This is a genomic window from Nocardia sp. NPDC019395 (assembly GCF_040632335.1).
Lineage (GTDB): Bacteria > Actinomycetota > Actinomycetes > Mycobacteriales > Mycobacteriaceae > Nocardia.
Window position 1 is genome coordinate 1 of sequence record NZ_JBEYBT010000019.1, and the last position, 25975, is coordinate 25975.

Genomic DNA, 25975 nt, shown 5'->3' on the forward strand with positions numbered 1-25975 from the left:
CGGGGCCCGTCTCGTTCTGGAGCGACCAGAGCGAAGGAGCGCAGCGACTGAGCGTCGGGAGTGAAGAACGAGACCAAGGGGGCCCCGAACCCGCGGCGCCGGAGGCGACGCCAAAAAACACAGAACCTTCACGAACTGCCCTGCTTCTCACCTTCGCAAACTGTCCCTGTTCGTCACATCCACGACCCGCCCCCGCTCACCGAACCCACCACGACCCGCCGCGCCCCGCGACCTCCACCTCCGACCCCGCCCATCAGGGAATACTCCTACCGATCGGCGGACCGGGCGACCGGCGCCCGGCCAGATGCTGATGGAGGTTTCCATGGCATTGACCCATCCGGCGCATATCTCGGAGCCCGATCGCGAGCAGATCGCGGTGAATCCCGTGTTCACCCGGGAACCCATCGAGGTGCCGCGTAACCGGCTTCCCGCCGGTGAGATCGACAGCGATACCGCTTATCAGATCGTGCACGACGAACTGCTGCTCGACGGCAACGCTCGGCTGAACCTGGCGACCTTCGTCACCACGTGGATGGAGCCTATGGCGCAGACCTTGATGAGCGAATGTTTCGACAAGAACATGATCGACAAGGACGAATATCCCCGTACCGCCGAGTTGGAGGCTCGGTGCGTGCGGATCCTCGCCGATCTCTGGAATGCCGCCGATCCCGATCACGCCGTCGGCTGTTCCACCACCGGTTCCAGTGAGGCGTGCATGCTGGCCGGTCTGGCGTTGAAGCGCCGCTGGCAGAAACGGCGGCGGGACGCCGGGCAGGCGACCGACCGGCCGAATCTGGTGATGGGCAGCAATGTCCAGGTGTGCTGGGAGAAATTCACCGAATACTGGGACGTCGAGGCGCGGCTGGTGCCGATGGCGGGGGAGCGGTTCCATCTGACCGCCGATGAGGCGGCGGCCCATTGCGATGAGAACACCATCGGTGTGGTGGCGGTGCTCGGTTCCACATTCGACGGTAGCTATGAACCGGTCGCCGAGATCTGCGCCGCCCTGGATCAGGTTCGGGACAGCAACGGCTGGGATATCCCGGTGCATGTGGACGGTGCGTCCGGTGCCATGTTCGCACCGTTCTGCGATCCCGGGCTGGAGTGGGATTTCCGGCTCGCGCGGGTGGCTTCGATCAATACTTCGGGCCACAAATACGGATTGGTCTACCCGGGTGTGGGCTGGGTGTTGTGGCGCGATGCCGCGGCGTTACCCGAGGAGTTGGTGTTCCGGGTCAACTATCTCGGCGGCCAGATGCCGACCTTCGCGCTGAACTTCTCGCGGCCGGGCGCTCAGGTGGTGGCGCAGTACTACACCTTCCTGCGGCTCGGTCGCCGCGGTTACGAACGTGTCCAGGGCTACTGCCGGGAGGTCGCCGCCGCGCTCGCCGACCGGATCGCGCAGCTGGGTGCTTTCCGACTGCTGACCGATGGGCGGGAACTGCCGGTTTTCGCGTTCAAGCTCGCGCCGGAGGAGAGCGGTTACTCGGTTTTCGATGTCTCCGCCGCGTTACGCGAAGAGGGTTGGCTGGTTCCCGCCTATACCTTCCCGGCGGACCGGGAAGATCTGGCGGTGCTGCGGATCGTGGTCCGTAACGGTTTCAGCCACGATCTGGCGGATCTGCTCATCGGGGCGTTCGAACGGGCGCTGCCGCGCCTCCGGGCCCAGCAGGCGCCGCAGCGGGGTGTGGAATCCGCTTCGTTCTCCCACGGCGCGGATACCGGTGTTCAGGGTGCGTCGCCGCCGGCGGGTGGAGCCGGGTGAACCTGCGCCCGGTCGGGCCGGGTGGCCGCGGAACTGATCGCCGACTGTTCCGCGCCCACCCGGTATCACCGGAATCTCCACCGGGTGTGGCGGCCGGTGTCGTGCGGCGGTCGGCTCTCGTGAAGCCGGCCGGCCGCTCAGGAGGGCAGTTCTCTCGGCGGCACATCTGAAAACCTGAATGATGTGCCGCTATTCGACGGCTAGAATGCGCTGCCGGTTCCGGGGAGGAAGAACCCGGGCAGCGGCAGGCCGTGGCCGTGGTTCCAGCCGCGGTCGTGGTTCCAGCCGTGGTTGCGGCCCGGGCGGCCGTGGCCGTGCCGGTTGCGGTGGCCCCGGTTCCAGTCGATGCCGTCATCGGACCAGCCGTTCCAGCTGTGGTTGCCGCGGTCGTGGTTCCAGCCGCGCCCGTGGCCGTGGTTATGGCCGAAATGCCCTGGGCGGCTGACATCTTCGACCTCCGAGCTGGGGGCGACTGCCACCGGCTCGGCGAGGGCGGGTGCGGCGGTGATCGCCAGTGGTGCCAGTGCGATGACCGCGGTGGCGGCGATGCGGGTGACGAATCGGTGGGTGCGGGAGGTTCGGTGCATGGTTCGGTCCTCGGTTTCGCCGCGGTGCGGTGAGTAGGTCTGCGGGCAATCGCACTCGGGGAGTGCGGGTTTCGATACCGCTTACCGTACCGTTAAACAACGGCGCATTCAATAGGTGTTCGTTAATGAATGTTTGTACAACACCCGAGCGCCCCCGGCGCACAGTGGATTCGGCAGCTCACCGGCTGTCCGGCGCCGAACCCGCAGCCGACGGCTCGATCCGCAATACGCACCGCGTACGGCTGTAGATGGTCGGCATGCATTCGTTGCAGTGCACGCAGGCCGACTCGGTCTTCGCGTCGGATTCGATGCGCCGCAAAAGATCCGGCTCCCGCAGCAGCGCCCGGCCCATGGCGACGAACTCGAACCCTTCGTCCATGGCCAGCTGCATCGACTCCGAGTCCGTGATCCCGCCCAGCAGTACCAGCGGCATGGACAGTTCGCGGCGGAACTGGCGGGCGCGTTCCAGCAGATAGGCCTTCTCGTAGGGGTATTCGCGCAGGAAGGCCCGTCCGATCAGCCGGAAACCCCAACGCGCCGGCCCCGGCAGTGTTTTCGCGAACTCCCGGCGCGGTGCCGCGCCGTGGAACAGCAGCATCGGATTCAGCAGGGAACTGCCCGCGGTCAGCTCCAGCGCGTCGAGTGTGCCGTCGGCCTCCAGCCAGGAGGCCACCTGCAACGATTCCGGGAGGGTGAATCCGCCGCGGACCCCGTCCTCCATATTGAGTTTCGCGGTGACCGCGATCCGCTCGCCCACCGCATCGCGCACCGCGCGGGCGATCTCGCGGGCCAGCCGGGCCCGGTTCTGCAATGTGCCGCCGTAGCGGTCCTTACGCCGATTCAGTAGCGGGCTCAGGAACGAACTCGCCAGATAGTTGTGCCCGAAATGAATCTCCACCGCGTCGAAACCGGCCTCGATCGCCAGCAGCGCCGCGTCCGCGTGAGCGGTGACGAGCTCACCTATCTCGGTTTCGTCCGGAACCTTCATCGGGCTCATCCCGAGTGGACTGAAGAGTCGGCTCGGTGCCAGCGCGGGTGCGCGATTGGATGCGGAATTGGCCACCGGACCCGCGTGCCCGAGCTGCGCACTGGCCGCCGCTCCCTCGGCGTGCACCGCGTCGGTGAGACGGCGCAGTCCCGGCACGGCTTCGGGCCGCATCCAGATCTGGTGCCGGTCCGTGCGCCCCCCCGGCGCGACGGCGCAGTAGGCGACGGTTGTCATGGCGACCCCACCCGCCGCGACTTCGCGGTGGAATTCGATGAGGTCATCGGTGACCAGCGCGTCGGGGGTGCGGCCCTCGAAGGTCGCGGCCTTGATCACCCGGTTGCGCAGGGTGAGCGGGCCCAGGGTGGTGGGTGCGAATACCTCGTTCATCGAATCTCCCTCGAGATTGGTGCATGCGGTCGGCGGAGGCCGGAGCGGAGGCGGAGGCATCGCATCACGGGGTCTCCTTTGCGGTCAATCCGGCCACGACGAAATCGCGCAGGGACGCCACGGCCTGCTCGGTGATCGGCCGGCCGTCGGCGGCGTCGCCGCCGAATCGCATGATGATCAGGTCGAAGGCGAGCATCCAGCGGCGCCGGCTGTCCGGTTCCGGCAGATGGGGCAGCAGGCCGGACCACGAATCGAGCCGGAACCACTGCTGCTGCCAGAACTCGAGTCCGACCTGCCGGCCGAGGATGCACTGGGCGAGCAGCCGTAGATGTAGCCGGCCCGCGGGGTCGGCCGCCAGTTCGGTGAACGGTTCGAGGATCGCGTCCACGATATCGCCGACCGGGCGGTGTTCGCTGGTGACGGCGGTGAGCCGGTCGGCCCACAGCGCGCCGAGTCGGTCTTCCAGCAGGGCCACCACGAGGGCCTCTTTGGACCCGAAGTGGTAGTGGACGGCTGCCGCATTGGCGTCGGCCGCCGCGCAGATGCCGCGTACCGAGACATCCTCGTAGCGCTCGGTCAGCAGTAGTCGTTCGGCGGCCGTGAGCAGGCGTTCCCGGGTCCCGGCCGAGACTTTCTGGGGCATGGAGGTAGTGAACCACCGCGGCCGGGAAAGTTCAATCATTGATTGAACTACTGATTGAGAACGGTCTGAAGCCGGGGCGCGGAATCAGTCCGGCGGCCGGGTCACCGTCGAGCGTTCCGAGCGGCTGGCCGCGACGAGCCTGCCGCGGCGCAGAACGAACCGATCGGTGGGCGCCGTGGCGATGGCGTCCTCGAGACCGGAGGCCCGGATGGCCAGCAGATCGGCGTATGCGCCCGGCACCGGCCCGGCCGCCGGGAGGCCCATCACTTCGCGGGCACCGGTGCTGACCGCGCGGTAGGCCTCCCGCGGTGTGAGATGCGCGGCGGTGACGAGCAGCATGGCCGTTTCGAACGCGTCGGCGCGCCCGAGCGGGTTGAACGGATCCCGTACATTGTCCGCGCCGCCGGCCACCGGGACGCCGGCATCGAGTAGTGCGCGAACCGCGGTGATACCCCGCGGCGTGGCCACCGGGTGATCGCGGCCCTGCAGGTACAGGTTGGTGATCGGCAACGCGACCACGCCGATACCCGCCGCCGCGACCGCGGCCGTCACGCGCGCGCGGACCTCCGGGCGGGTCATACCCAGGCTGGCGCAGTGGCTCGCGGTCACCGATCGCGTCGGCGGCCTGTCCCGGACGAGGTGGGTGAGCTGTTCGAGCGTGAGCATCTCGGGGTCGAGTTGTTCGTCGGTATGCATATCGACACCGATCCCGCGGTTTTCGGCGATCCGCAGCAGCCGCCGCAGGTTGGCGGTCGGCTCGGGCGTGTTGTGCGGATGGCCGCCGACGAAATCGACCCCCAGGTCGAGTGCGGCGTGGATCGCCGCATCGTCCACCGCGTACGGGGCCAGGACCGCCAGCTGGATATCCATGACCGCCGCGAGTTCGGCCCGCACGCGCACCAGTGCCTGTACGCCGCGCAGCGGGGCGTCACCGGGCAGCAGATTGACATGCGAGCGGATGGCGGTCGTGCCGTTGGAGAGCATGTGCAACGCCACCCGGCGCGCGCGGTCGGCGATACCGTCCACCGTCAGCCGGGGATTGTATTCCTCCCAGGACGCGATGGCAGTGCGCAGATCGCCCAGCGGAGGCCGGATTTCGTCGAACGAGAGCGCCTTGTCGAGATGGGTGTGTGGTTCCGCCGGTGCCTCGAGCAGGAGGTAACCGCTGAGGTCCAGATCGCGCTCACCCACGGGCCCGTCTCCGGCCGCGGCGACCGCCGCCACCCGGTCGCCGGTGATGTGTACATCCACGAGCTGTCCGTCGACGGTCGCGGCGTTGCGCAGTGACGTGACCCGCCCCCCGTCGGCGTGGCGGAAACTACCCGGCGACATCGCGTTTTCGGATCGCACAGTGCACTCCTTTCACCAGGTCGACCACCTGGGTCACCGAGAAATCTCCGGCCGCGCTGAGATAAAGGTAGGCCTCGCTCGGTGTCATACCGGTGCGGGACGCGAGGAACTCGACCGCGGTCCGCGCGCATTCCCGCATCGCGATATCGAGGCTCTCGTCCATCCCCAGCAGGATCCAGTGCTCGTCTGTTTCGGCGAACGGGGCGGCCGGAGGCTGCCCTGGAAGTGATTTCACCACCGAGAGCCGCGCGGTGACACGCAGGGATCCCTCCAGAGCGGTGAGCGCGATCTCGCCGTTGCCCTGCGCGAAATGCGGGTCACCGAGGAAGAATCCGGCGCCCGCGATCTGTACGGGGAGGTAGAGAGCCGAACCGGCCACGATCTCACGGATATCCATGTTCCCGCCGAACGGCCCCGGTGGGATGGTGCTGCGTGCTTCGTCACCGGACGGGGTGACACCGCACAGCCCCATGAAGGGCCGGATATCGATCGTTGCCCGGCCCCTGTCGTACCGGAACTCCGCGCGACCCGGACCGTCGAGAGCGCAGAATCTGCTGAAAACGGCGGGCACACTGCCGTCGGCCTCGCGTGGCAGTTCGTCGGGCAGCGCACCCCGGCGGTGCCGGCTGGAGATGATGCCGTAGGGAACCCGGGGCGTCAGGCCGAGGAAATCCACCCGCAGCCAGTCTCCGGGCTCGGCTCCCCGAACGTGCACAGGGCCGAGCACGATATGGGGACCTTCGGGCGTATCCATCCGATGTAGATCGGATGCGGCCAGGTCGACGGCATCGGGCAGGACGTCTCCGGGGGCGACGCCGAACTGCCCGAAGTAGCCGGCCGGATCGCGCCCCTGGTCCTCCATCAGGCCTTCCTGCGAGACCGTATCGAAGGTGACGGTCTCGCCACTGTCGACGGCCAGGACCGGTGTGGTTCGCGCGGTGGGCAGTGTTCCCCAGCTGACGGTCTCCGGGGTACACCAGAGATAGTGATCGGCGGTCCCGGGATCCTTTCCGGCGGTGAGTATCTCTGTCACAGCCGACCGGCCGGAATCGAGTGGTGTTCGCGCCAGCCGCCGGGTGCGGTGATCTCACTGACGGGGTCGTCCGGCCCGGGGAGGCGACGGCAGACCATGCTCAGCGAACCCCGGCCGTCCTCCAGTTCGATCACCGAGAGTTCCAGTTCGGCCGGCTCCCGCGGCAGCAGATTGTCGCGGAGGTCGGCGTAGGACACTTCGTAGATTTCTCCCGGTACTGCCCAGCCACCTTCGGAAACTCTTGCGAGACCGGGGAATACATCGTCGAACGAGAAGAAGCGATACCTCGGAGCGGTTCGCACGGCGCCGAGGAAACGTGCCGAGGCAAGGGCATCGTGCAACGATCCGCCGCGCATGGCCTGGCCGTTGACGAACATGAGGACGAGACCGTCGGACATGGTGGAGCTCCTTGGCGGCAGAGCGTACGAGGACGCGATATCAGATAAGGGTGGTATTTCCGGGGCCCCGTAGCGCGTGCACCCGGGCAGCGGTGACGGCGCGTTCCGGATCGCCGCTGGAGAGATCGTCGAGGAGTACCCGATGCTGGGAGACGGGTTCGTGGCCCGGCTGCTGAACGTAGTCGTCGGTGGGGTAGAGAAAGGCCTGCCGTCGGAGGAACGATGAGGTGACCGGGGTGAACGCGGCCCGGTTGACGGCCATATGGAATTCGAGATGGGCCATCGAATACTGGGGGCTGGTGACGCCGTATTCGTGCAATGCGGTGCCGAGCGGTTCGAGTAGTGCGTAGAGCGCCACCCAGTCCACGCTGTCCGCCTTGGCAGTGAGCATTCTTGCCGCCACCTGATCGAAGGCGACCCGGAGTTCGTGCAGCTCGGCTCGTACATCGGCATCGAATTGCACGACCACCAACTGACCGCGCCGCACCCGTTCGACCAGGCCTTCACTGGTCAGCCGTTGCAGCGCTTCCCGGATCGGCGTCCGGCTCGCGCCGAGTTCCTCGGCGATCTGCTCTTCGGTCAACCGGATACCGCCGGCGTATTCACCGGTGATGATCTGCTGGCGCAGAAAGCGGTACACCCGTTCCCGGACGCTCAGCTGTTCCTCGGCGGGCCGGGTACCCGCCCCGTTGGGCGTGGTCACCGTGGTTCCGTACTCAGCAGCGCGGCGCGGCAGGCGTTGGTGACGCGCTGCATGAACGTGCCCGACACAACGTTCATCCCGGAGCGCAGCGCGGTGGTCTGCAGCGCGGAGACCCGGTTGTTCAGGTCGAAATAGCAATTTCCCGGCCGGGCGAGTTCCGGGAAGTCGAAAACGAAGGGTTCGTTCTCCGAAGCGTCGGTTTCACCCCAGGTGGTCGTGTTGACGATCAGGGCGGGAGACTCCTCGGCGCAGAGCGCCTTCAGCTCGCCGGGCGCCACGGCCTCGGCGCCGAACCGGGCGGCCCACGCGGACAGGGCCTCGGAATTGCGGGCGCTGCCGATCAGCCGCGTATCCGGCCAGGCGCGGCGGCACCCCAGCGCGACCGAATTCGACGATCCGCCGGCACCGAGTACCAGTACCGCACCCGGGGTCCGGCCGCCCAGAACGGTTTCCATCGCCGCCTGTGCCGCCCACGTGTTGGTGTTGATCCCGGCCGGGCCGTCGGCGCCGCGGACGATGGTGTCGACGACGCCGGTCCGAAGAGCGGATTCGGTTCGGGTCGCCAATTGTGCGGCCACACGCTGTTTCCAGGGGCTGAGCACAAGGGCGAGGTTCCACGACCGGTCCGCGAGCAGGGCGTCCGCATCCGGGAACGGGACGGTATCTGCCGGTTCGACACCCTGGGCGGCGAGTGCGTCGTGCAGCAGTGCGCCGCGCAGCGCGTGCGGTGCCGTGGTGCCGATACCGGCGATCACTGTGAACGATCCGCCACAGGTTTCGGCGGGTCGATCGGGCACCACGCCGGCGCGGATCACTTCGTCCAGGCACTGTGTCACCGCGTTGCGGATGGTGGCGGCGCCGTCGCCGCCGGAGTCGAGCAGAGATATCTGTGATTCGGTCACGACTTCTCCCTAGTATTCGGAGGATGGCAGTCAGAGTGCGGCAGCGCGCGATGCGCGGATAGGAAGCACCTGCCGGCCCGTCGGCGCACCGATGATGTCACCCTTCTCGTAGACGAGCTGCCCACGCAGATAGGTGGCGACGACCGACCCGGTGAGCGGCCACCCGTGGTAGGGCGTGACGGTGTGCTTGGAATGCAGTGCGGCGGAGTCGAGAGTGGTTTCGGCGGTCGGATCGACGAGAACGAAATCGGCGTCGTAGCCCGCCGCGATCTGCCCCTTGCCGGCGATCGACCATCGCTGCGCGGGCCGGTAGGCGCAGAGCCGCACAATATCTTCCACCGTCAGTTTGCCTTGGGCGGCGGCGGTGAGCAGCAGCGGCAGCATCGTCTCGACACCGATGAAACCGCCGTAGGCCTTCCAGACATCCGTTTCGGCCTGTTCGTCCGCGGTATGCGGGGCATGGTCGGTGGCGATGATATCGACATCGCCGCGGGCGATCCCGGCCCAGAGGGCGTCCACATCGGCGGCGGGCCGGATCGGTGGGTTGAGCTTCACGAGGTTGCCGTAGTTGTCGTAGGCGTTGTCGTCGAGGAACAGATGCGCGATAAGGGTTTCGACCGTTACCCGGTGACCCTCGGCGCGCAGATCCATCACCCGCCGCAGTCCCGCCGCCGTCGACAGATGGTGGATATGGAGTTTCGCACCGGCCTCGGTGGCCATGGTGACGATCCGGGTCACGGCCTCGACCTCGACGAAGGCCGGCCGCCCTTCCAGATGCGCCCGCGGGTCCTTGCGGCCGGAGTCCTGCAGCCGGTCGCCGAACATTCGTAGTAGGTGGTCGTTCTCGGCGTGCACCCCGACCACGAGATCGGCCGCCGCGGCCGCCTCGAGTCCGCGGAAGATCGCCGCGTCGTTCGGGCAGCGGTTATCGCCGGTGGTCTGGCCCATGAAGAGTTTGAAGCCCATGGCGCCCAGCCCGGCCATCCCGGCGATCTCGCCGTCGTTGTCGTGGTCGATCATTCCGTAGAGCCCGAAATCGACATAGGCCTTGTTCCGGACCAGTTCCAGCTTCTGCCGGTATCGCTCGGCGGTGGCGACCGGGGGTTTGGTGTTCGGCATATCGACGACCGTCGTCACACCGCCCGCGGCCGCGGCCCGTGTCCCGCTGGCGAAATCCTCCTTCTCGACCATCCCGGGTTCCCGCAGGTGGACATGCATATCGACGAGACCGGGCAACACCATCAAGCCGGTGGCGTCGACCGCCGGGATCCCCTCGGCGGCGAGACCGTCACCGACGGCGAGGATCCGGCCGTCGCGGACGGCGATGTCCTGGCGGCGGCGGCCGTCGTGGGAGACCACGGTCGCGCCGGTGACGACGAAATCCGGGGTGGTGGCAAAGGCGGGCATGATCAGGCCTTTCGGGGAGAGAGTCAGGCGAGGGCGAGGTCGGGGTTCTCGGCGAAGACCTCGCGGATCGGCCCGAGATCGAACAGGTCGTTCACGGTGAGGTCCAATCCGCCCGCCGCGATCGAGGCGATATTCGCGGCGGCCGCCTCGTCGGAGATCGCGACGATCTGCTGCCGGGGATCGCCGTTGCGGATGAGTTCGATGCCCGCGATACAGCAATCGAACGTGGCCGCGCGGTCGAGTTCGAGAGTTCTGCCGTAATCGTCGACGGTGATATCGGTGGCCAGGCGCGGATCGGCGACAACATCCTTCCAGCCGCGGACCTCGGCCTTCAGGAAGGCTTTGACCTTGTCCCGGTGATTATCGAGATTGGCCTGGGTGGTGATATAGGTCTGGCCCACCAGCGGAAAGCCCATATCGGCCAGCAGCGTGGCGCGGATATCGAATCCCTTGTGGCGCAGGTCCACGACCTGGCTGTTTATGAATCCCAGATACCCGTCGATCTCACCGACCGTCATCCCGATCGGATCCCCCTGGACGGGAACGGTGTTGATCCGGGAATCGTCGAGCCCCAGTGCGGCCATGAAGTTACGCCAGACGGGTTCGCTGGAAGAGGCACAGCCGATGGTTTTGCCGTAGAGATCCTGTGGTCCGTCGATCGGTTTCGAACCCATCGACATGATGCATCCGGCGTACCGCTGGTAGACCGCGCCGATGATCTTCAACGGCGCGCCCTTGGCGACCGCCGAGCCGACGATGGGTACCTGGGAGACGCCCGCGAATGTGCGGCTGAGGACATCGGATTCGATGGGCGGCGCGGTCGGGCCGCCGGCGACGAGATCCGCTCCGGTGAAACCCGCGTCGAGATAGTAACCGTTGCGGTCGGCGAGAAAGCTGCCCGCGAACTGGGTGTTCTTGATCCAGGCCAGCCGCTGGGAAGCGACGCCGAATCCGTCGGTGGAGCCGCTGGTGGCGCCACCGGAGACGCACGCGGTCAGGGCGGCCGAACCGGCCAGCGCGACGCCGCCGGCCGCCAGGGTTCGGGTCAGGAATTTACGGCGATCGAACTGTGCAGACATGGGTGCTCCGATGATTGTTGGTGCATGGAGTGCGGGCTCCGGTGTCAGCGCGCAGCGCTCATCCGGGCAGTCACGAGGTCCTCGGCGACTGCGACCACCTGGTAGACGGCGACGCATACGACGGTGAGGACGACCACCGACGCCCAGAGCCGGTCGAACTGGAATTCGTTGGCGGCACGCAGCATCTGCCCGCCGAGACCCTCCCCGGTCGCGAGCCATTCGGCCAGCAGGGCGCCGACGACCGAGGTCGTCACCGCGACTCGGGCCGCGGCGAACCAGGTCGGCACGGCGTGGGGGAGCGAGACTTTGAAGAAGACATCCAGGGTGGAACCGCCGAACGCGGTGATCATGTCGAGATCCGCCCGCGGGGTCGCGCGGATTCCGTGCAGCATGGTGAGCAGCGCCGGTACGACGACGACGGCGGCGCCGATAACAGCGGTGGCGAGGGCTCCCCGGCCGAAGACGAGGACCAGGATCGGCGCGACGGTCACCATCGGGATCGCGTGCGCGGCGGTCACCGTCGGCGTGAACATGGACTCGACGGTTCGCGAGAAATAGAACAGCAGCGAAACCGCCGCTGCCAGCGCGAGCCCCAGCAGGTAGCCGTAGGAGGCGTCGGCCAGGGTGCGGAGCAGATCGGCGATGATCGCGGAGCGGTTGGCCGCGGCCTCCGGGGCCGTGAACAGGTAGGTCACCACATCGCCCGGGGATTTCGCGACGAACGAGCTGACATCGACCACCCGCAGGAACACCGTCCACACGATCACGATGGCCAGTACCGCACCGATCAGGGTCGCGAGGGTCCGCGCCGCACTTCTGGCGGCCGGATTTCCCAGTACAGTCGCGGTGCTCATACCCGGACCTCCGATTCGGTCCCGGCGGCCCACGGGGTGGCGAAGCGCTGGACGGCGGCGACGATGAGGAAGCCTCCGGCGGCCAGCGCACTGCACACCAGCGTGATACCCCAGGTGCGGACGACCTCACTGGACTGTTGCGCGACCACCAGCGCGGCGCCCAGACCGGTTTCCTGACCCATGAATTCGCCGATGATCGTGCCGAGCAGGGCCGCCGGAACGGCGATCTTCAGTGCGGTGACGATATCGGGCAGGGCATAGAGCAACTGGACCTTGCGCAATACGAGATATCTGCCGCCGCCGTAGGCCCGGACCAGATCCTCACTGACCGGGTCGGCGTGCCGGAGCCCGTTGATGGTCCCGACCAGCGTCGTGAAGAAAACGGAGACGGCCGCCATGATCGCCGAGGTCACCTGCCCGTTGAAGCATGCTGCCAGGATGGGCGCGATGGCGATCAGCGGAATACAGGCCGAGGCGATACCGATCTGCAGAACCAGTTTCTCCAGCGCCGGCACCGTGAGCACCAGGGCCGCGCAACCGATCGCGGCCAGATTGCCCCAGAAGAAGCCGGCGGCCGCCGATGCGAGGGTCACCGGGAGATGCAGGCTGTAGAAGTTCGTGCCGTCCGTGATCAGGCCCTGGACGATATCGACCGGGGCCGCGATGGCCGGACCGAGTACTCCGGTCGCTCCGATCACCTGCCAGGCGGCGAGCACGATCAGAGAGCCGGCCGCCCCGAGATACTTCCGGCCTTTCGTACCGCCGCTGCCGAGCATCCGCGAGGGCTCCGCGTGGTCGCCCTTCGCCGCCACTTCCGGGCCCGACTCGCTCATACGCCCACCTCGACAGCGTCCCGGGCCGGTTCTCCGGATCCGAACAGGACACCGGACAGTAAGTCGACGTAATCGTGGAAGGCGCTGGTCCGCATCATTTCCGGGGTACGCGGCCGGGGCAGGTCGATATCGACCACCTTCTGGACGCGGCCCGGCCGGGGGCTCATCACCACCACGGTGTCGGAGAGGAATACCGCCTCGGAGATCCCGTGCGTAACCATCAGTGTTGTCGCCGGGCGTTCGGTCCAGATACGCAGCAGTTCCATATTCAGGTTCTGCCGGGTCATATCGTCGAGTGCGCCGAACGGTTCGTCCAGCAGCAGGACCCGCGGTCGCACCACCAGGGCGCGGGCGATGGCAACGCGTTGCCGCATACCGCCGGACAGTTGTGCGGGCCGCGCGTTCTCGAAACCGGTCAGGCCGACCAGATCGATCAGTTCCTGGATAGCCCGATCGTCCACCGGCTTCTTGGCGACCTCCAGGGGCAGCCGGATATTCGTGCGCACCGAACGCCACGGCAGCAGGGCCGCGTCCTGGAACGCGATCCCGAGGTGATCGTGCCGGCGCATATCGCGTGGCGTCTCGCCATGGACCAGCGCGATACCCTCGGTCTGCGGCTCCAGCCCGGCCAGAATGCGCAGCACAGTGCTCTTCCCGCACCCCGAGGGACCGAGGAGGCTGACGAATTCTCCTTCGCCGGACTGAATGTCCACACCGTCGAGGGCGGTGACCTCCCGGCGCCGGCCGACCTTGAATGTCTTTGTGAGACCACCGATATGGATTCCGGGTGCGGTAGGCGAGACCATACGTTCTCCTCGTGTGAAGCCCTCCGGACTTGTATCCGAGTTTGGATCCAAGCTCGTATCCAGAAGCTACGAGGCCGACGTTTCGTCCCAATGAAGTGTGGACAAGACTGGATTACGTTCCGCTCACCGGGGCGGCACCGGGCCCCGGTTCCGTCAGCGGGGTGGTGGCGCCTGCTGCGCGGCTTCCTGGCGGGCCACGCGGTCGTCGCGGATCTGGATGAGTTCGCGGAACCCGATCCGATCCCAGCCCGGTTTCGGCTGAATACCCCAATCGTCCCGCGCGGTTTTCTGACCCGCCGCTTCCGGCGGCCCGCCGAAGGGCGGTCCGGACAGCGGATACGGATGCTCGCATTCGAGGGTGTCGTCGGAATATCTGACCTTCATCAGTTCACTGCAGATCTCGGTGAACGACAGGGTCGGCCAGCCGTACCAGAGTGCGAGGGCCGGTACCGTGAAAGCGCCCTCGATGACGAGCGCGAACAGGCAGACGAAGATGGCGCGCCGTAGCCATTTGTGCATCCGGGCGTACGGTGCGGTGGTGCCCAGGGGCAGATCGGTTTTCGCCGGATCGTTCGCCGCGGGGGTGGATGTGCTCATATGGAAGTCCTTCGAGCGGAACGGAATCGACTACCGGGTGGGCGCCGGTCAGTCGGAGAAGATCTCGCGGTTGACCGTGTGCAGATAGGGAATCGCGAGGAACGGCGTGATGTAGAAGATGTCGTAGAGCCACCAGCCGATCACCGGCAGTACGACCCCGTCGTAGCGCACATCGGCGTACATGGTCATGTTGAACGTGTAGCCGATCCAGATGACCAGGCCGAACCAGCAGGTGACGATCATCCACTGGTGTCCCCAGCGTTTCATCTGCAGGAACGCGATCGCGGCGGCGATACGCATCGGGAACACGGTCAGCATCAGGGCCACTTCCCAGCCCTTCTCGCCGGGCGCGCCGGCCCCGCCGATCCACAGTTCGTTGTAATGCCAGAAATAGCCGGCGTCGAAGAAGTTGCCCCACGCGGTGAGGATCACCCGGTTGATCAGCGTGTGGTTGGCGATGAGATCCAGCGCCCAGCCGAGGCTGTTCAGCGCGGCGTCGAGGATAACCAGATAGCCGATCAGGGTGACGATGATCGGGCGGACCGACAGGCCCGCGGTCTGCGCCCGGCGCTGTAGCCATACCCCGCGCAGGAAGATCGGGAGACCGACGATACCGAGCACCAGCGTGCCCATCAGCAGAGTTCCGCCGGTGAGCCACCAGTCGGCCTCCCGCTGGGCGCGCCGGGATTCGTCCTGATGTTCGTCGTAGGCGTCCTTGGGCCCGGCGGCAGCGGGAGCGCCGCGCCAGGGCAGGGTGAATGTCGAGAGTTTCACGAGGGCTCCTACCAATCCCGGACCGAGTACATGTACAGCTGGATGAGGAACATCGCCAGCAGAAATCCGTAGGCGAAGATCTGAACGGCGATCAGCGCACGCCGTCGCCTGCGATCCTGTTCGTTCACGGTGGTTGGCCTCCTTCTAGACCGACTGCGCGGCCGGAGTGTCCGCGGCGGCCAGGCCGGCCGCCGCGATCTCGCGCAGACCTTCGTTGATCGCGCCGTTACTGCTCAACGGCGCCAAGATGCACGCCTGGGCCGCCTCCCATTCGCTCGCTCCGGCGGCGATCAGATGCGCGGTGGTCACCAGGACGCGGGTGGAGGGAGGTTCGAAATGGAAGACCTCGTCGGCCTCCCGGATGGTGCGGGCGCACCGGACCAGGCGCCGGGCGATCTCCGGCGTGATACCGGTTTCGGCAACCACCACATCGGTCTCGCGGTCCGCGTCCAGATAGTCCATGGCCAGCGTCAGGAACCGTTGCCGGAAAGACGGTTTCAGCTCCTTGAGTGAACTGCGGTACGCCGGGTTGTAGGAGCAGACGAGCATGAAGGTCGCCGGCGCGGGCACCACTTCGTCGGCGCGATCCAGGAACAGCGCCCGGCGATGATCGGTGAGCGAATGCAGGACGGCCAGTGAATCGTGCCTGGCCTCGACCACCTCGTCGAGATAGCAGATCGCGCCGTTCTTCACGGCGGTGGTGAGCGGGCCGTCCTTCCAGACCACATCGCCACCGGTCACCAGGAACCGGCCGACCAGATCCGCGCTCGTCAGATCGTCATGGCAGCTGATCGTGACCACCGGCCGGTTCAGCCGCTGTCCCATGTACTCGACGAACCGGGTCTTACCGCAGCCCGTCGGCCCGGTGAGCATCACCGGTATCTGCCGCTGAAAAGCCTTGTCGAACAACTGGATATCGTTGCCGGTGGAGTGGTACTCGGTACTCATCCGCACCTCATTCCTGACACGATCGCTAAGCGGCGACCAATTCGCGATGTACATGGGCGAGGACACGGGGTAGTTCCTCGACCCGGCGGATCCGCTGGGAACGGCGGTCTCCGAACACGGTGGGTAGTGGGTCGACCCGCACGGGTCCGATCCCGAGGTAGTAGACGGCCACACCGGCCTCGTCGGCTTCTTCGACGGCATGCGCGACATCGGCCCAGGCGTAGCGCCCCTCGTAACCCTCGTCGGAGATCAGTCCGTCACCGATGATCAGCAGCAGCCGGCGTTCGGCCGGTTGCGCGAGCAAACGGCTGGTCAGGTGTCGCACGGGCGCGCCGAGACGGGTGTAGCCGCCGGTTTCCAGTCCCAGACCACCGGGATCGACGAAACTCGGCTCGTCGAAATCCTTCAGGCAGCGGACCTCCACACGGTGCCGGGTATTACCGGTGAACACGAAGATCCCGTGCCGTTCCCGTGCCGTGGCCATGGCGTGGGAGAGGGCGTCCGCGCAGGCGAGCTCCAGCTGGAAGGCGCGACCCTGATGCACGCCGAGCGACGAACTACCGTCCAGCAGAACGGCGGTGGCGACATCGCGCGATTCCGGCAGCAGCTCCCGGAACACCCGGGGCTGATGCGCGGTGCCCGTCATCAGGTCCACGTAGTAGCCGATATAGCGGTCGATATCCAGGTCGGAACCGTCCTCCAGTCCGCCGGTCATCGCCCGGTGGGTGCGCTCGCGGAACCAGCGCCGCACATCCACCGCGACAGGAGCGGGGCTGTGGGCCGGCCTGGCCTGTCTCCGTTCCAGGACGGCGACATGGCCGGGCAGGAAACTGCCGGTCCACGAATTCCACTCGGGGTAGGGGATACCCGCCCGCCGGTCCGGGCTGATCTCGATATCGTCGTTCTCCGGGCGGCTCGGTGGCGGCAGGTTCGGGTTGCGTACGCCGCCCTCGCCGCCGACCGGTACCGACATGGCGCGGTAGGAATCGGTGCGCTGTGAGGTCCACGGCATCCGCCCGTACATCCGCCGCATCGCCAGCGATACCCGGCCGCGCGCCGGAACGGTCAGCGGAGGTGTGCCGAGGATGGGGTGCGCCACGGGCGGGCGAGACGACCGGGCCGCCGCGACCGCCCGGTCGACGATCGCGAGCCCGTCCAGATCGGGATCGCCGATATCGAAATCGGGTAGCACCCGGCGCAGCTCCGGAATCAGGCCTGGGAATGTCGCGGCGATCCAGCCCATCGCGACATTCCCCTCGACCACGGACAGGCTCGCGAGTTCACGGGGTGAGAGTTCGTGCAGCGCGTACCGCGCGATGCGTTCTTTGGAGGGTGCGCACTGCAGGGCGACACCGCAGGTCACGGTGCGGCGGGTCCATCCCGGCAGCGGTGGATAGGGTACGTGCACGACGGTCTGTGCCGGGTTCAGGCCGAATGCGCGGCGCTCGCCGGTGATGAGGCGGGCCCCGGATCGTCTGCGCGCGGAGAACGCGACGGCGGTGACGGCGCAGCTGCTTTCGAGCGCCGCGGCGGAGGTGGTTTCCCGGATATTCATGACATGCCTGTGCTCGGGCGGCTCAGAAGGTCCCGATATTGCGCATCACCCAGTACCAGAACCCGATCACGGCGCCCATGGCGCCCCAGGCGACGATCAGGCGCACGATGTCTTGCCACATGAGGACCTCCGTTGTGATCTTTTCCCGATGGCTGCGGTGAACGCCGGGGCGCTCACCGGGGTTCCAGGCCGCGCAGAGCGACGGTGACGTAGTTGTCGAGCATGGTGGCCCGCACGGATTTCGAATCGCTGGTCGTGGTGAGCAATGCGTACAGGCCGAGCAGGAAGAACACCGCGCTGTGGAACGGATCGACCTCGTCCGCGGCCTCGCCGGCCTCGCGTGCCCGGGCGATCTCCTCGACCACCAGCACGATCAGTGGATGGTCGGTCCATTCGTCGTCCGGCGGGCGGGTCGGCGCGAAGTGCAGTCCCAGGACGTCTTTGAACAGGACCGCACCGACCCGGCGCTCGACGGAGAGCACGAGTCGCACCGCCTTCCGCAAGGCGGCCGGCAGATCGTGCGGCCCGGCGACGAACCGGGCGAACTCCTTGGCGCAGCGCGCCTCTTCACGCCGCTCCAGTTCCAGCAGCACATGCTCTTTGCTGGGGAAATGGAAGTAGAACGTCCCCCGCGCCACGCCGGCGGTATCGATGATGGCGCCCACGTCCGCTCCAGCGGTGCCGGTGCGTTTGAACTCCGCGACGGCGGCATCGAACACCCGCTTCCGGGTCTCCAAGCGCTGGGCTTCCCGGCCTCGTGGCTGTTGTGTCGGCGCGTTCACGATATCCATTACCGCGCGCTCATTGAAAAATGTCAATAAAAAATTTCAATGACCGATGTCAGCGAAGGAGCTGGAGCTCAGCCCGCGGTGCGGATCTGGGTGAGGAATTCGGCGTTGGTTTCGGTCTGCCCGAGACCGGTCAACAGCAGTTCGAGAGCTTGCCGGGAGTCGCGGCCCGCGAGGGTTTTTCGCAGGGAGCGGGTGGCGGTGCGCTCGTCGGGGGTGAGCAGCAGCTCCTCTTTGCGGGTGCTCGAACGGTCGATATCGATCGCGGGGAACAGGCGCCGGTCGGCGGCGTGGCGGTCGAGTTTCAGTTCGGCGTTTCCGGTGCCCTTGTACTCTTCGAAGATCACGGTGTCGGCGAGTGAACCGGTTTCGACCAGGGCGCTGGCGATGATGGTGAGCGAGCCGCCGTTCTCGATATTGCGAGCGGCGCCGAGGAATTTCTTGGGTGGTGCGAGCGCGGCGGCGTCGACTCCGCCGGAGAGGATCCGGCCGGATCCGGCGGCGGCCAGGTTGTACGCGCGGGCCAGCCGGGTCAGCGAATCGAGTAGGACCACCACATCGCGACCCATTTCGACGAGGCGTTTGGCATGTTCGATGGCCAATTCGGCGAGCACGATATGGTCGCGGGCCGGCTGGTCGAAGGTCGCGGCGGCGACCTCGGCCGGTACCGCGCGGGACAGATCGGTGACCTCTTCCGGGCGTTCCCCGACAAGTACCAGCATCAGCTGGCATTCGGGATGATTCTTGGCGATACCGTGCGCGATGGATTGCAGTACGGAGGTTTTGCCCGCCTTGGGTGGTGCGACCACCATGGCGCGCTGGCCCTTGCCGATCGGCATCACCAGATCGGTGACGCGGGTGGTCAGCTCATGCGGTTCGGTTTCGAGCCGCAAACGGTCCTGCGGGTAGATGGGAATCAGGTCGGCGAAGTTCGGTCGCGATTTCGCGTTGCCGGGCGGCAGGCCGTTGACGCTGTCGACTCGGACGAGTGGCGGCAGTTTTGCGCCCTCACGTTTGGGTCCGACCGTCCCGGTGAGGGTATCGCCGCGCCGGAGCCCGTACTCGCGGATCAGGCGCGGCGGCACATGTGCGTCGCGCGGTCCGGGTAGGTAGCCGTCGACGCGTAGCGAGGCATGGTTGTCGGTGATGTCGAGGATGCCCGCCACCGACGGCCGATCGTCCTCGTCTGCATGGTTCTGTCTGTGAATAGTATTGTCCTGCATAGTGTTTCTCCTGAATGGTGAGTTGCGGAATCGGCTCTGTGCCGTGAATGCCGCATGCTGCGTACGACGCTCGCCGCATGGGCGTAGATGTGAGGCGTTGCTGTGGTGGGAATCCCGTCCGGTTCGGACGTTGCGCCGAGCCGACGGCGTTCGAGTACCGAAGTAACGAATACAGAGTCTTGTGGGAGGGAGTGATCCACCTACGTCCACAAGATGAAGACCGCACCCACGGTAGCGGCACCCCGTGCAACACGCAACAGCGCCGGGTTGTTCCCGCGAGTCCGTGGGTTCCGCTGGGGAGGCCGGTCTCGAACTGGTCCTGGGCTGAACATGTACCGGATGACATCGCTTACCGGGTGTGAGACTGTCGAAGGAAGCCGGGGGACCGGATGACGAGGTGACCGGGCAGGAGGCCGCATATGAAGCCCCCCGTCTCCCGATCCATTATCGAAGCTGTACACAAAGTCACGCAGCAAGCGGCTCTGGCCTTTCGAGGCGCCGCGGGCGGGGTCCACGGAAGCTACGGTCGCATTGCCGACGGCTCGAAGGCCGGAAGAGAATTCCTGCGTATGGCGGACGAGGGGCGTGGAAAAACTCTCCGGCGGGTGTCCGCCGGCGCCCTGGGTGCCGTAGCGCTGACACAAATTGTCGACGATGAACCCAGTCGGGTGGAACGCGTGGTGGAAGACACCCTCTCCGAATTCGACCCGGCCGTGCAACGCTATGCCGGTATGTCCCCTTTCTTAGTGGATCAGCTGGAAACATTGCATGCCGAGGGCTGGACGATAAAATACGGGGATGTCGCCGGAAAATATGGCGAAAGCACGAAGGGTGAAGCCGACCACCAAGCCAAGCAGATCACTATCGATGACGGGTTGAAGGACGATTCGGTGCAGACAACTCGCATTCTGGCGCACGAGGTGGGTCACGTATATCCCGGACGGGTCGTAGCAATTACCGATCCACCCACTCCCGGGGAAAAATTTCCCGCATGGCTCGCGCGGAACATGCGCGAACTTTATGCGGGGGAAGCCGAAAGTGAACTGGTCACAGCCCGGGTACGAAAGGAAATTCTGGACGCCGGCGGCCCGGACATCACTCGTAATGATGAGGGTGGCGGATCCACCAGGGGCGAAGGCCGTTACGGCCGGGTGCTCGACGGGGAACTGTCTTATGACGAAGCCCGTGACGGGCTGACAGATACGATGGAATACGATCCGAACGATATCTATATTTCCCGCCTGGAAAAGGAGTGGGACGAAAAATATGCCGATTCCCACGGGCCGTCGACGGTACGCCCGGGTGAGGATTGGGGGCCGGATGATTATGTCGGCCGTCCTCCGGGGCTTACATCGGACTGAACCCACCGCGCACTAGCCTGGGAGTCGTGCGCAACGTCTCGATCGACGCGCTGGACCATCTACCCGTCGATGTCCTGCCGGTGGGCACGGACTACCCACCGGACTTTCTCCTCGCACGCCACCGCCATCGTCGTGCCCAGCTGCTCTACGGCGCCAGCGGAGTCATGCAGGTGGTCACCGACGACGGGTCGTGGACGGTCCCGACCGATCGCGCCGTCCTCATCCCCCCGGGTGTCGGCCATGAGGTGCTGATGCTCGGCGTGACCACATGGAGTCTGTACATCGAGCCGGACGCCGTGCCCTGGTGGCCCGCGGTGTGCACCGCCGTCGAGGTCGGTCCACTGCTGCGCGAGCTCCTCAGGGCGGCCAACGAGTTGGCGGACGACTACGACGTGGTGGGAAGAGATGGGAGACTTGTCCGGCTCGTTCTCGACGAATTGCAGCGAGTGGCCCCGGCGCCCTTCTCGATCTCCCTGCCGCGTGAGGAGCCGTTCCGTTCGCTCTGCCGAGACTATCTGGCCCGGCCGGACCTCGCGGTGACGAATACCACCTGGGCGCGGGCCGTATCCATGAGCAGCCGGACCTTCGATCGGCGATTCCGTGCGGTCACGGGGACCGGGCCGGCGATGTGGCGATCCCGGGCCCGTCTGCTGGCGAGCTTGCCCCTGCTGCAGGCGCATACCGTGACGGAGGTGGCAGGCGCTCTCGGCTATGCGTCGCCGGCCGCGTTCACGGCCGCGTTCACCCGGGCGTTCGGCGCTTCTCCTTCCCGTTTCACTTGATCCAACCGGTGGCGAACTCTCGAAACTATTCGGCATAAGAGCGATTGATCGCCATCGTCGATTGCGCTGGGATCGAGTGGTGTCCTTCCTCGCTCTCGCCCTCGTCGGTCTCGCCGTCGGGGTCACCACCGTTCTCTTCGGCTTCGGCGGCGGCTTCGTCACCGTGCCGGTCATCGCCGTGGCGGATGCCGCCCTCGGCGGCGACGCGTTGCGGGTGGCGACCGCGACCTCGGCTCTCGTCATGCTGGTCAACGCCGCCGTCGCGACCCTCGCCACGCGCCGGGAGGTGCTCCGGCGTCTCACCGGCCGATGGGCCCTTTTCGTACTGCTCGCCGCGGGTGGTGCCGTCGGAGCCGGTATGGCCCGCTTCGCCCCCGCGGCGATCATCCGCTGGGGTTTCGTGCTCTATATCGGCGCGACGATCATCGACCTACTGGTGCGTCCCGGCTTCTTCGGGCGATCGCACAGCGGGCCGTCTCCCGCCCCGGCCGGCTCGTTGGGGATAGGTAGGTCGCTCGGCCTTCCGATCGGCTCGATCGCCGCATTCCTGGGTGTCGGCGGAAGCGTGATGACTGTACCGCTCATGCGGCGAGCGGGCGCTTCCATGCCGGTCGCGGCGTCACTCTCCAATCCGCTGACCCTCGTGATCATCGCTCCAGCGCTTGCTGTGTCCCTACTGCTGCGTGGCAGCACCCCGGCGGCCGCCGGTCTAGTCGGCTCCGTGGACGTCGTCGCCGCGCTCGCGCTCCTGATCGGATCCATCCCGACGGTGGTGGTCCTGCGGCGTCGCCCGCCACATATCCCGGACGGCGTACACGCGTGGACATACCTCGGCTTACTGGTCGCCGCGGGCGTGACGGTCGGGGTCACGGGGTGACGGGCGATATCGGGACGAAGCGCGGCGGGCCGAGCTGCCCGGTCCTCCGCACTCGACCCCTTCGGCCCGCTGGTGTGGCCTCGAGGGCGCTGCTCAGGACGGATGCCCGATTCCCAGGATCGTGAGCGGGTGATGTCCGGCCGGGACGATCTTCGGGCCGAGGTTCGAAAGACGATCATCGTGGAATCCGGCGACGAGCACCGCGCCGAGTCCCGCCTCGGCAGCTTGTAGATAGATGTTCTGACAGGCGTGGCCGGCCTCCAGCCACACGTAGCGACGACCGCGCGTGCCGAGGGGCGGTTGATCGGCGAAATGCCGGTCGGCCGAATCGATATCGCCGGTGAGAATCAGCAGCGCGGCGGCCTGCCGTAACCATTCGTAGTCGACCAGCGTGGTCCCGGCGACCACGTCCCGATGGTCGCCGACGGTAATCAGGCGCAGCCGGTCGTGGTCGGCGTCGTAGCTGTACACGCCGGCGGCAAGATTATCGATATTGCCCGCGACAACCGACAGGGTCAGCGGATACAGCGCATGCGCCGAGGGACACACGCGATGACCGTCAGCCGTCCGCCCCTGCGCCGCCCACACGATGGACGCGAGAGCATCCAGTCCGAGCGAACGTCCAGCGAAGCTGCGACTGCTTCGCCGCCGCCACAGCAGGCTCCCGAGCGTGCCCTGTTCCCCCGGTCGCCGGATCGGTTCCAGCGGAATTTCGTGATCGACCATCAGTCCACTCGACCACGACAGTCGCCGCCCTCGCCACCTTGCTGAGCATGATCGGCGAGGCGCGTCATCGCCGAAATCCCCGGTTCTATAGCGGACCGAAACTGTCCGGTATCGGATCTACCTTTCCATGTGGCGGCCCAATCACCGCCTCAGCGACAGGAGCAGGAGCACACAATGGAACTCGTATCGACCCGTCTGATCACCGATGACATCCAGCGTATGGTCGATTTCTATCAGCACGTGACGGGTGTCGACGCCGCCTGGGCTACACCGGATTTCGCCGAGATCGTTACACCGTCGGGCACTCTTGCGATCGGAAGCACCCGCACCGTAGCGCTTTTCGCGGAAGGCAGTGCGCGGCCCGCCGACAACCACACCGCGATCATCGAATTCCTGGTCACCGATGTCGATGCCGACTATCGGCGGTTGCGGGGCACGGTCGAAGATTTCGTCAACGAGCCCACGACGATGCCGTGGGGAAACCGGTCACTGCTGTTTCGCGATCCCGACGGCAACCTGATCAACCTCTTCACCCCGGTCACCGCGCAGGCGGTCGCGAAATTCGCCGACCTCGCCGCCCGGGCACAGCGATGAGTTTCGACGGGACATCCGGTCGTTATCGATACGCCCGATATCGATACATCCGATCGATCGTCCCGAGGAGATCGTCATGACCGCTACCTACACCTTCGACGTCTTTTCCAGTCTCGACGGTTATGGCGCCGCCGGCGGCGACTGGACCGGTTACTGGGGTAAACAAGGCCCCGAATTGCTCGACCGCCGACTCGGCCTGTACGCCGAGGCGCAGCGGATGATCTTCGGGGCCAACACGTATCAGCTGTTCGCGCAGATGCTGGCGGAGAGCACCGCGGAGTCCGACGTGCGTGACCCTTGGGTCACCCGGATGCGGAACCTGCCGGCAACGGTGGTGTCGACCACCCTGGAAGGCCCCCTCGACTGGCCGGACGCGACCGTCGCGAGTGGTGACGCCGTCGACGTGGTCGCGCGGCTCAAAGAGGAGTCCGGGGTGCCATTGCGCTCGCACGGCAGCTTATCGATGAACCGGGCGCTGATGGCCGCCGGCCTGGTCGACCGGGTCCAGGTGACGCTCTTCCCGGTGATCACCGGTGCGACCGGGCTGGATCCGATCTTCCAGGGCGCGGCCGATTTCGATCTCCGCCTGATCGAGAGCCGGACGCTGGACGGCGATATCCAAGAGCTCATCTACCGGCCTACCCTGCACGCCTGAATCCGTCTGCCGCCGAGGTGCGGCTCCGGTCTTTGTCGACTGCTTGCCCCAGTCATAATAGGTCGGGATAATGGTCCATATATTGGCCAATAGGCTAGGCTGTAGTGCATGGAGACGATACCCATCAGTGAAGCGAAGGTCCGGATCGCTGAGCTCGTAGACAAAGCGGCCAGGGAGCACGACAGCTATACGATCACTCGGAACGGTCGCGCCGACGCGGTCATCCTGTCGATGGCGGAATACGAGTCGATGAGGGAAACGCTCGATATTCTCGCCGACCGGGAAGCGGTCGCCGATATCTCGGAATCGGAAGCGACAGAGGAGTATTCGACCTCCGAGGAGATCGCGGAGCTGATGGCGCAGCGACGCGGACGGCATACCGCGTGAGTTGGTCGATCCACTACAAACCTGCCGCGCGTCGAGCGCTGACCGAGGTCTTGCCGGAGACGGTGGCTGCCGCGGCGCTCGAACTGATCGAGGGTGATCTGCGCAAAGAGCCATTCCGGGTGGGAAAGCCGCTGGAGGAGCCTTTCGAAGGTCTTCACTCCGCGCGCCGCGGAACCTACCGAATCATCTATCGCATAGTTGCGACACGCGGTGTGATCGAAATCCACTCGATTCGGCACCGGCGAGACGTTTACCGATTCTGAGCCCCGGGGCGTTGAGTCGGCGCGGTCTTGACCGCCGGCTTCAGAATTTGACGACGCGCAGGCCGGGCATATCGTCGTAGTCGCCGTCCTGGGTGACTACCGGGACGTCGTAGGTCAGTGCGGTAGCCGCGATCCAGCTGTCGTTGATCGGCGCTTTTCGGCCGGCGGCGCGCAAGCGGGACACCAGCAGGGCCCAGGTTTCGGCGACCAGTTCATCTACTTCCAACGGTTCGAATCGCTGCGCGAGTTGATAGGTGGAGAGTCTGCGGGCCGCGGATTCCGGGTCGCGCGCGTTGATCACCCCGAGCCGGAGTTCGCCGAGCGTGATCACCGATACTCCCCACTCGTAATCCTCGAATCGGGAGGGGTCGAATCGGCGCTCTTCCATGCCGATGAAAACGGATGTGTCCGCGATCGCTCGCGTAGCGTCTACCACGGCAGGTCATCCGTAGTGCCGGAAAGGGTTTCGCGCAGTTCCTCGGCGAAACCAGTTGTGTCCGGGCCCAGACGCATCAGCTCTTGGACGACCTCGGTGGCCGGCACCCACTGGCGGCGCCGGGGGAGCGGAATGATCTTTGCGACCGGGCGGTTGTCCTTCAGAATTTCGAATTCTTCACCGGCTTCTACGCGGCGCAGCACTTCCGCGGTGTGATTGCGGAGATCCCGGGCAGGTAGAGAACTCATGCTACGAGCGTAGCTTATTGCTACGG

29 protein-coding genes and 1 pseudogene are annotated in these 25975 nt (G+C 66.2%); 8 read left to right on the top strand and 22 right to left on the bottom strand.

What is annotated here, in order from left to right; translation table 11 throughout:
* The first annotated feature begins 322 nt into the window (after positions 1-322).
* Complete coding sequence (locus tag ABZ827_RS27010; protein ID WP_357242304.1) at positions 323-1765, top strand: glutamate decarboxylase; 1443 nt, start codon at positions 323-325, stop codon at positions 1763-1765.
* Between the two features lie 200 nt (positions 1766-1965).
* On the opposite strand, the gene ABZ827_RS27015 is transcribed toward ABZ827_RS27010, so the two are convergent.
* From ABZ827_RS27015 to ABZ827_RS27105, 19 genes and pseudogenes are all read right to left on the bottom strand, one after another.
* Positions 1966-2352, bottom strand: coding sequence for a hypothetical protein (locus ABZ827_RS27015; RefSeq protein ID WP_357242307.1), 387 nt, complete (start codon positions 2350-2352; stop codon positions 1966-1968).
* A 178-nt stretch (positions 2353-2530) separates the two neighbouring features.
* Positions 2531-3727: an NADH:flavin oxidoreductase gene (locus tag ABZ827_RS27020; protein ID WP_357242310.1), complete on the bottom strand. Its 1197-nt coding sequence runs from the start codon at positions 3725-3727 to the stop codon at positions 2531-2533.
* A gap of 64 nt (positions 3728-3791) precedes the next feature.
* Entirely contained in the window at positions 3792-4370 is a 579-nt protein-coding gene (locus ABZ827_RS27025) for a TetR/AcrR family transcriptional regulator (protein WP_357242313.1), read from the bottom strand.
* Between the two features lie 84 nt (positions 4371-4454).
* Positions 4455-5720 (bottom strand): amidohydrolase family protein, encoded by a 1266-nt coding sequence (locus ABZ827_RS27030; protein WP_357242316.1) that lies wholly within the window; start codon positions 5718-5720, stop codon positions 4455-4457.
* Positions 5689-6753: an acetamidase/formamidase family protein gene (locus tag ABZ827_RS27035; RefSeq protein ID WP_357242319.1), complete on the bottom strand. Its 1065-nt coding sequence runs from the start codon at positions 6751-6753 to the stop codon at positions 5689-5691. Before ABZ827_RS27035 ends, ABZ827_RS27030 begins: the two co-directional genes overlap by 32 nt.
* Entirely contained in the window at positions 6750-7151 is a 402-nt protein-coding gene (locus tag ABZ827_RS27040) for a gamma-glutamylcyclotransferase (protein WP_357242322.1), read from the bottom strand. Before ABZ827_RS27040 ends, ABZ827_RS27035 begins: the two co-directional genes overlap by 4 nt.
* 40 nt (positions 7152-7191) lie before the next feature.
* On the bottom strand, positions 7192-7854 hold the full coding sequence (locus ABZ827_RS27045; protein WP_357242325.1) for a GntR family transcriptional regulator: 663 nt from the start codon (positions 7852-7854) through the stop codon (positions 7192-7194).
* A complete protein-coding gene (locus ABZ827_RS27050) occupies positions 7851-8756 on the bottom strand; it encodes a hypothetical protein (RefSeq protein ID WP_357242328.1) in 906 nt (301 codons plus the stop codon). Before ABZ827_RS27050 ends, ABZ827_RS27045 begins: the two co-directional genes overlap by 4 nt.
* 30 nt (positions 8757-8786) lie before the next feature.
* Positions 8787-10163 carry an allantoinase AllB gene (allB, locus tag ABZ827_RS27055; RefSeq protein ID WP_357242331.1) on the bottom strand — a complete coding sequence of 459 codons (1377 nt, stop codon included), beginning with the start codon at positions 10161-10163 and terminating at the stop codon, positions 8787-8789.
* 23 nt (positions 10164-10186) lie between these two features.
* Positions 10187-11242 carry an ABC transporter substrate-binding protein gene (locus tag ABZ827_RS27060; protein ID WP_357242334.1) on the bottom strand — a complete coding sequence of 352 codons (1056 nt, stop codon included), beginning with the start codon at positions 11240-11242 and terminating at the stop codon, positions 10187-10189.
* Between the two features lie 44 nt (positions 11243-11286).
* Positions 11287-12096 carry an ABC transporter permease subunit gene (locus tag ABZ827_RS27065; protein WP_357242337.1) on the bottom strand — a complete coding sequence of 270 codons (810 nt, stop codon included), beginning with the start codon at positions 12094-12096 and terminating at the stop codon, positions 11287-11289.
* Entirely contained in the window at positions 12093-12929 is an 837-nt protein-coding gene (locus ABZ827_RS27070) for an ABC transporter permease subunit (RefSeq protein ID WP_357242340.1), read from the bottom strand. The genes ABZ827_RS27065 and ABZ827_RS27070 overlap by 4 nt, the downstream gene beginning before the upstream one ends.
* Positions 12926-13735, bottom strand: coding sequence for an ABC transporter ATP-binding protein (locus tag ABZ827_RS27075; RefSeq protein ID WP_357242343.1), 810 nt, complete (start codon positions 13733-13735; stop codon positions 12926-12928). Before ABZ827_RS27075 ends, ABZ827_RS27070 begins: the two co-directional genes overlap by 4 nt.
* Positions 13736-13888: 153 nt before the next feature.
* Positions 13889-14332, bottom strand: coding sequence for a hypothetical protein (locus ABZ827_RS27080; RefSeq protein ID WP_357242346.1), 444 nt, complete (start codon positions 14330-14332; stop codon positions 13889-13891).
* A gap of 48 nt (positions 14333-14380) precedes the next feature.
* Positions 14381-15085, bottom strand: a complete 705-nt coding sequence (locus tag ABZ827_RS27085; RefSeq protein WP_357242509.1) for a hypothetical protein — start codon at positions 15083-15085, stop codon at positions 14381-14383.
* Positions 15086-15250: 165 nt separating this feature from the next.
* The gene (locus ABZ827_RS27090; RefSeq protein ID WP_357242512.1) at positions 15251-16108 is read right to left on the bottom strand and encodes a CbbQ/NirQ/NorQ/GpvN family protein; all 858 of its coding nucleotides are present in this window, start codon (positions 16106-16108) and stop codon (positions 15251-15253) included.
* The gene (locus ABZ827_RS27095; RefSeq protein ID WP_357242349.1) at positions 16080-17609 is read right to left on the bottom strand and encodes a MorD protein; all 1530 of its coding nucleotides are present in this window, start codon (positions 17607-17609) and stop codon (positions 16080-16082) included. Before ABZ827_RS27095 ends, ABZ827_RS27090 begins: the two co-directional genes overlap by 29 nt.
* Before the next feature lie 173 nt (positions 17610-17782).
* Positions 17783-18400, bottom strand: coding sequence for a TetR/AcrR family transcriptional regulator (locus ABZ827_RS27100; RefSeq protein ID WP_357242352.1), 618 nt, complete (start codon positions 18398-18400; stop codon positions 17783-17785).
* Positions 18401-18468: 68 nt separating this feature from the next.
* Positions 18469-19584: pseudogene (locus tag ABZ827_RS27105) on the bottom strand (transcription termination factor Rho, short form); the annotation flags it as partial.
* Positions 19585-20039: 455 nt separating this feature from the next.
* Here ABZ827_RS27105 and ABZ827_RS27110 point away from each other — a divergent pair.
* The 3 genes from ABZ827_RS27110 to ABZ827_RS27120 all read left to right on the top strand — a co-directional run bounded on the left by ABZ827_RS27110 (position 20040) and on the right by ABZ827_RS27120 (position 22640).
* Positions 20040-20981 (top strand): hypothetical protein, encoded by a 942-nt coding sequence (locus tag ABZ827_RS27110; protein ID WP_357242354.1) that lies wholly within the window; start codon positions 20040-20042, stop codon positions 20979-20981.
* A 26-nt stretch (positions 20982-21007) separates the two neighbouring features.
* Positions 21008-21763: a helix-turn-helix transcriptional regulator gene (locus tag ABZ827_RS27115; RefSeq protein WP_357242357.1), complete on the top strand. Its 756-nt coding sequence runs from the start codon at positions 21008-21010 to the stop codon at positions 21761-21763.
* A gap of 79 nt (positions 21764-21842) precedes the next feature.
* Positions 21843-22640: a sulfite exporter TauE/SafE family protein gene (locus ABZ827_RS27120; protein WP_357242360.1), complete on the top strand. Its 798-nt coding sequence runs from the start codon at positions 21843-21845 to the stop codon at positions 22638-22640.
* A 93-nt stretch (positions 22641-22733) separates the two neighbouring features.
* On the opposite strand, the gene ABZ827_RS27125 is transcribed toward ABZ827_RS27120, so the two are convergent.
* A complete protein-coding gene (locus ABZ827_RS27125; protein ID WP_357242362.1) occupies positions 22734-23366 on the bottom strand; it encodes a SagB/ThcOx family dehydrogenase in 633 nt (210 codons plus the stop codon).
* A gap of 174 nt (positions 23367-23540) precedes the next feature.
* Between ABZ827_RS27125 and ABZ827_RS27130 the strand changes: the two genes are divergently transcribed.
* The 4 genes from ABZ827_RS27130 to ABZ827_RS27145 all read left to right on the top strand — a co-directional run bounded on the left by ABZ827_RS27130 (position 23541) and on the right by ABZ827_RS27145 (position 25265).
* A complete protein-coding gene (locus ABZ827_RS27130) occupies positions 23541-23960 on the top strand; it encodes a VOC family protein (RefSeq protein WP_357242365.1) in 420 nt (139 codons plus the stop codon).
* Positions 23961-24036: 76 nt separating this feature from the next.
* Positions 24037-24615, top strand: coding sequence for a dihydrofolate reductase family protein (locus tag ABZ827_RS27135; protein ID WP_357242368.1), 579 nt, complete (start codon positions 24037-24039; stop codon positions 24613-24615).
* A 108-nt stretch (positions 24616-24723) separates the two neighbouring features.
* Positions 24724-25002 (top strand): type II toxin-antitoxin system Phd/YefM family antitoxin, encoded by a 279-nt coding sequence (locus ABZ827_RS27140; protein ID WP_357242371.1) that lies wholly within the window; start codon positions 24724-24726, stop codon positions 25000-25002.
* A 62-nt stretch (positions 25003-25064) separates the two neighbouring features.
* A complete protein-coding gene (locus ABZ827_RS27145; RefSeq protein WP_357242515.1) occupies positions 25065-25265 on the top strand; it encodes a type II toxin-antitoxin system RelE/ParE family toxin in 201 nt (66 codons plus the stop codon).
* Between the two features lie 40 nt (positions 25266-25305).
* Here the strand turns inward: ABZ827_RS27145 and ABZ827_RS27150 are convergent, their stop codons facing one another.
* A complete protein-coding gene (locus tag ABZ827_RS27150) occupies positions 25306-25701 on the bottom strand; it encodes a type II toxin-antitoxin system VapC family toxin (protein WP_357242374.1) in 396 nt (131 codons plus the stop codon).
* Entirely contained in the window at positions 25695-25949 is a 255-nt protein-coding gene (locus tag ABZ827_RS27155; RefSeq protein WP_357242377.1) for a type II toxin-antitoxin system Phd/YefM family antitoxin, read from the bottom strand. Before ABZ827_RS27155 ends, ABZ827_RS27150 begins: the two co-directional genes overlap by 7 nt.
* Between the last annotated feature and the right edge of the window lie 26 nt (positions 25950-25975).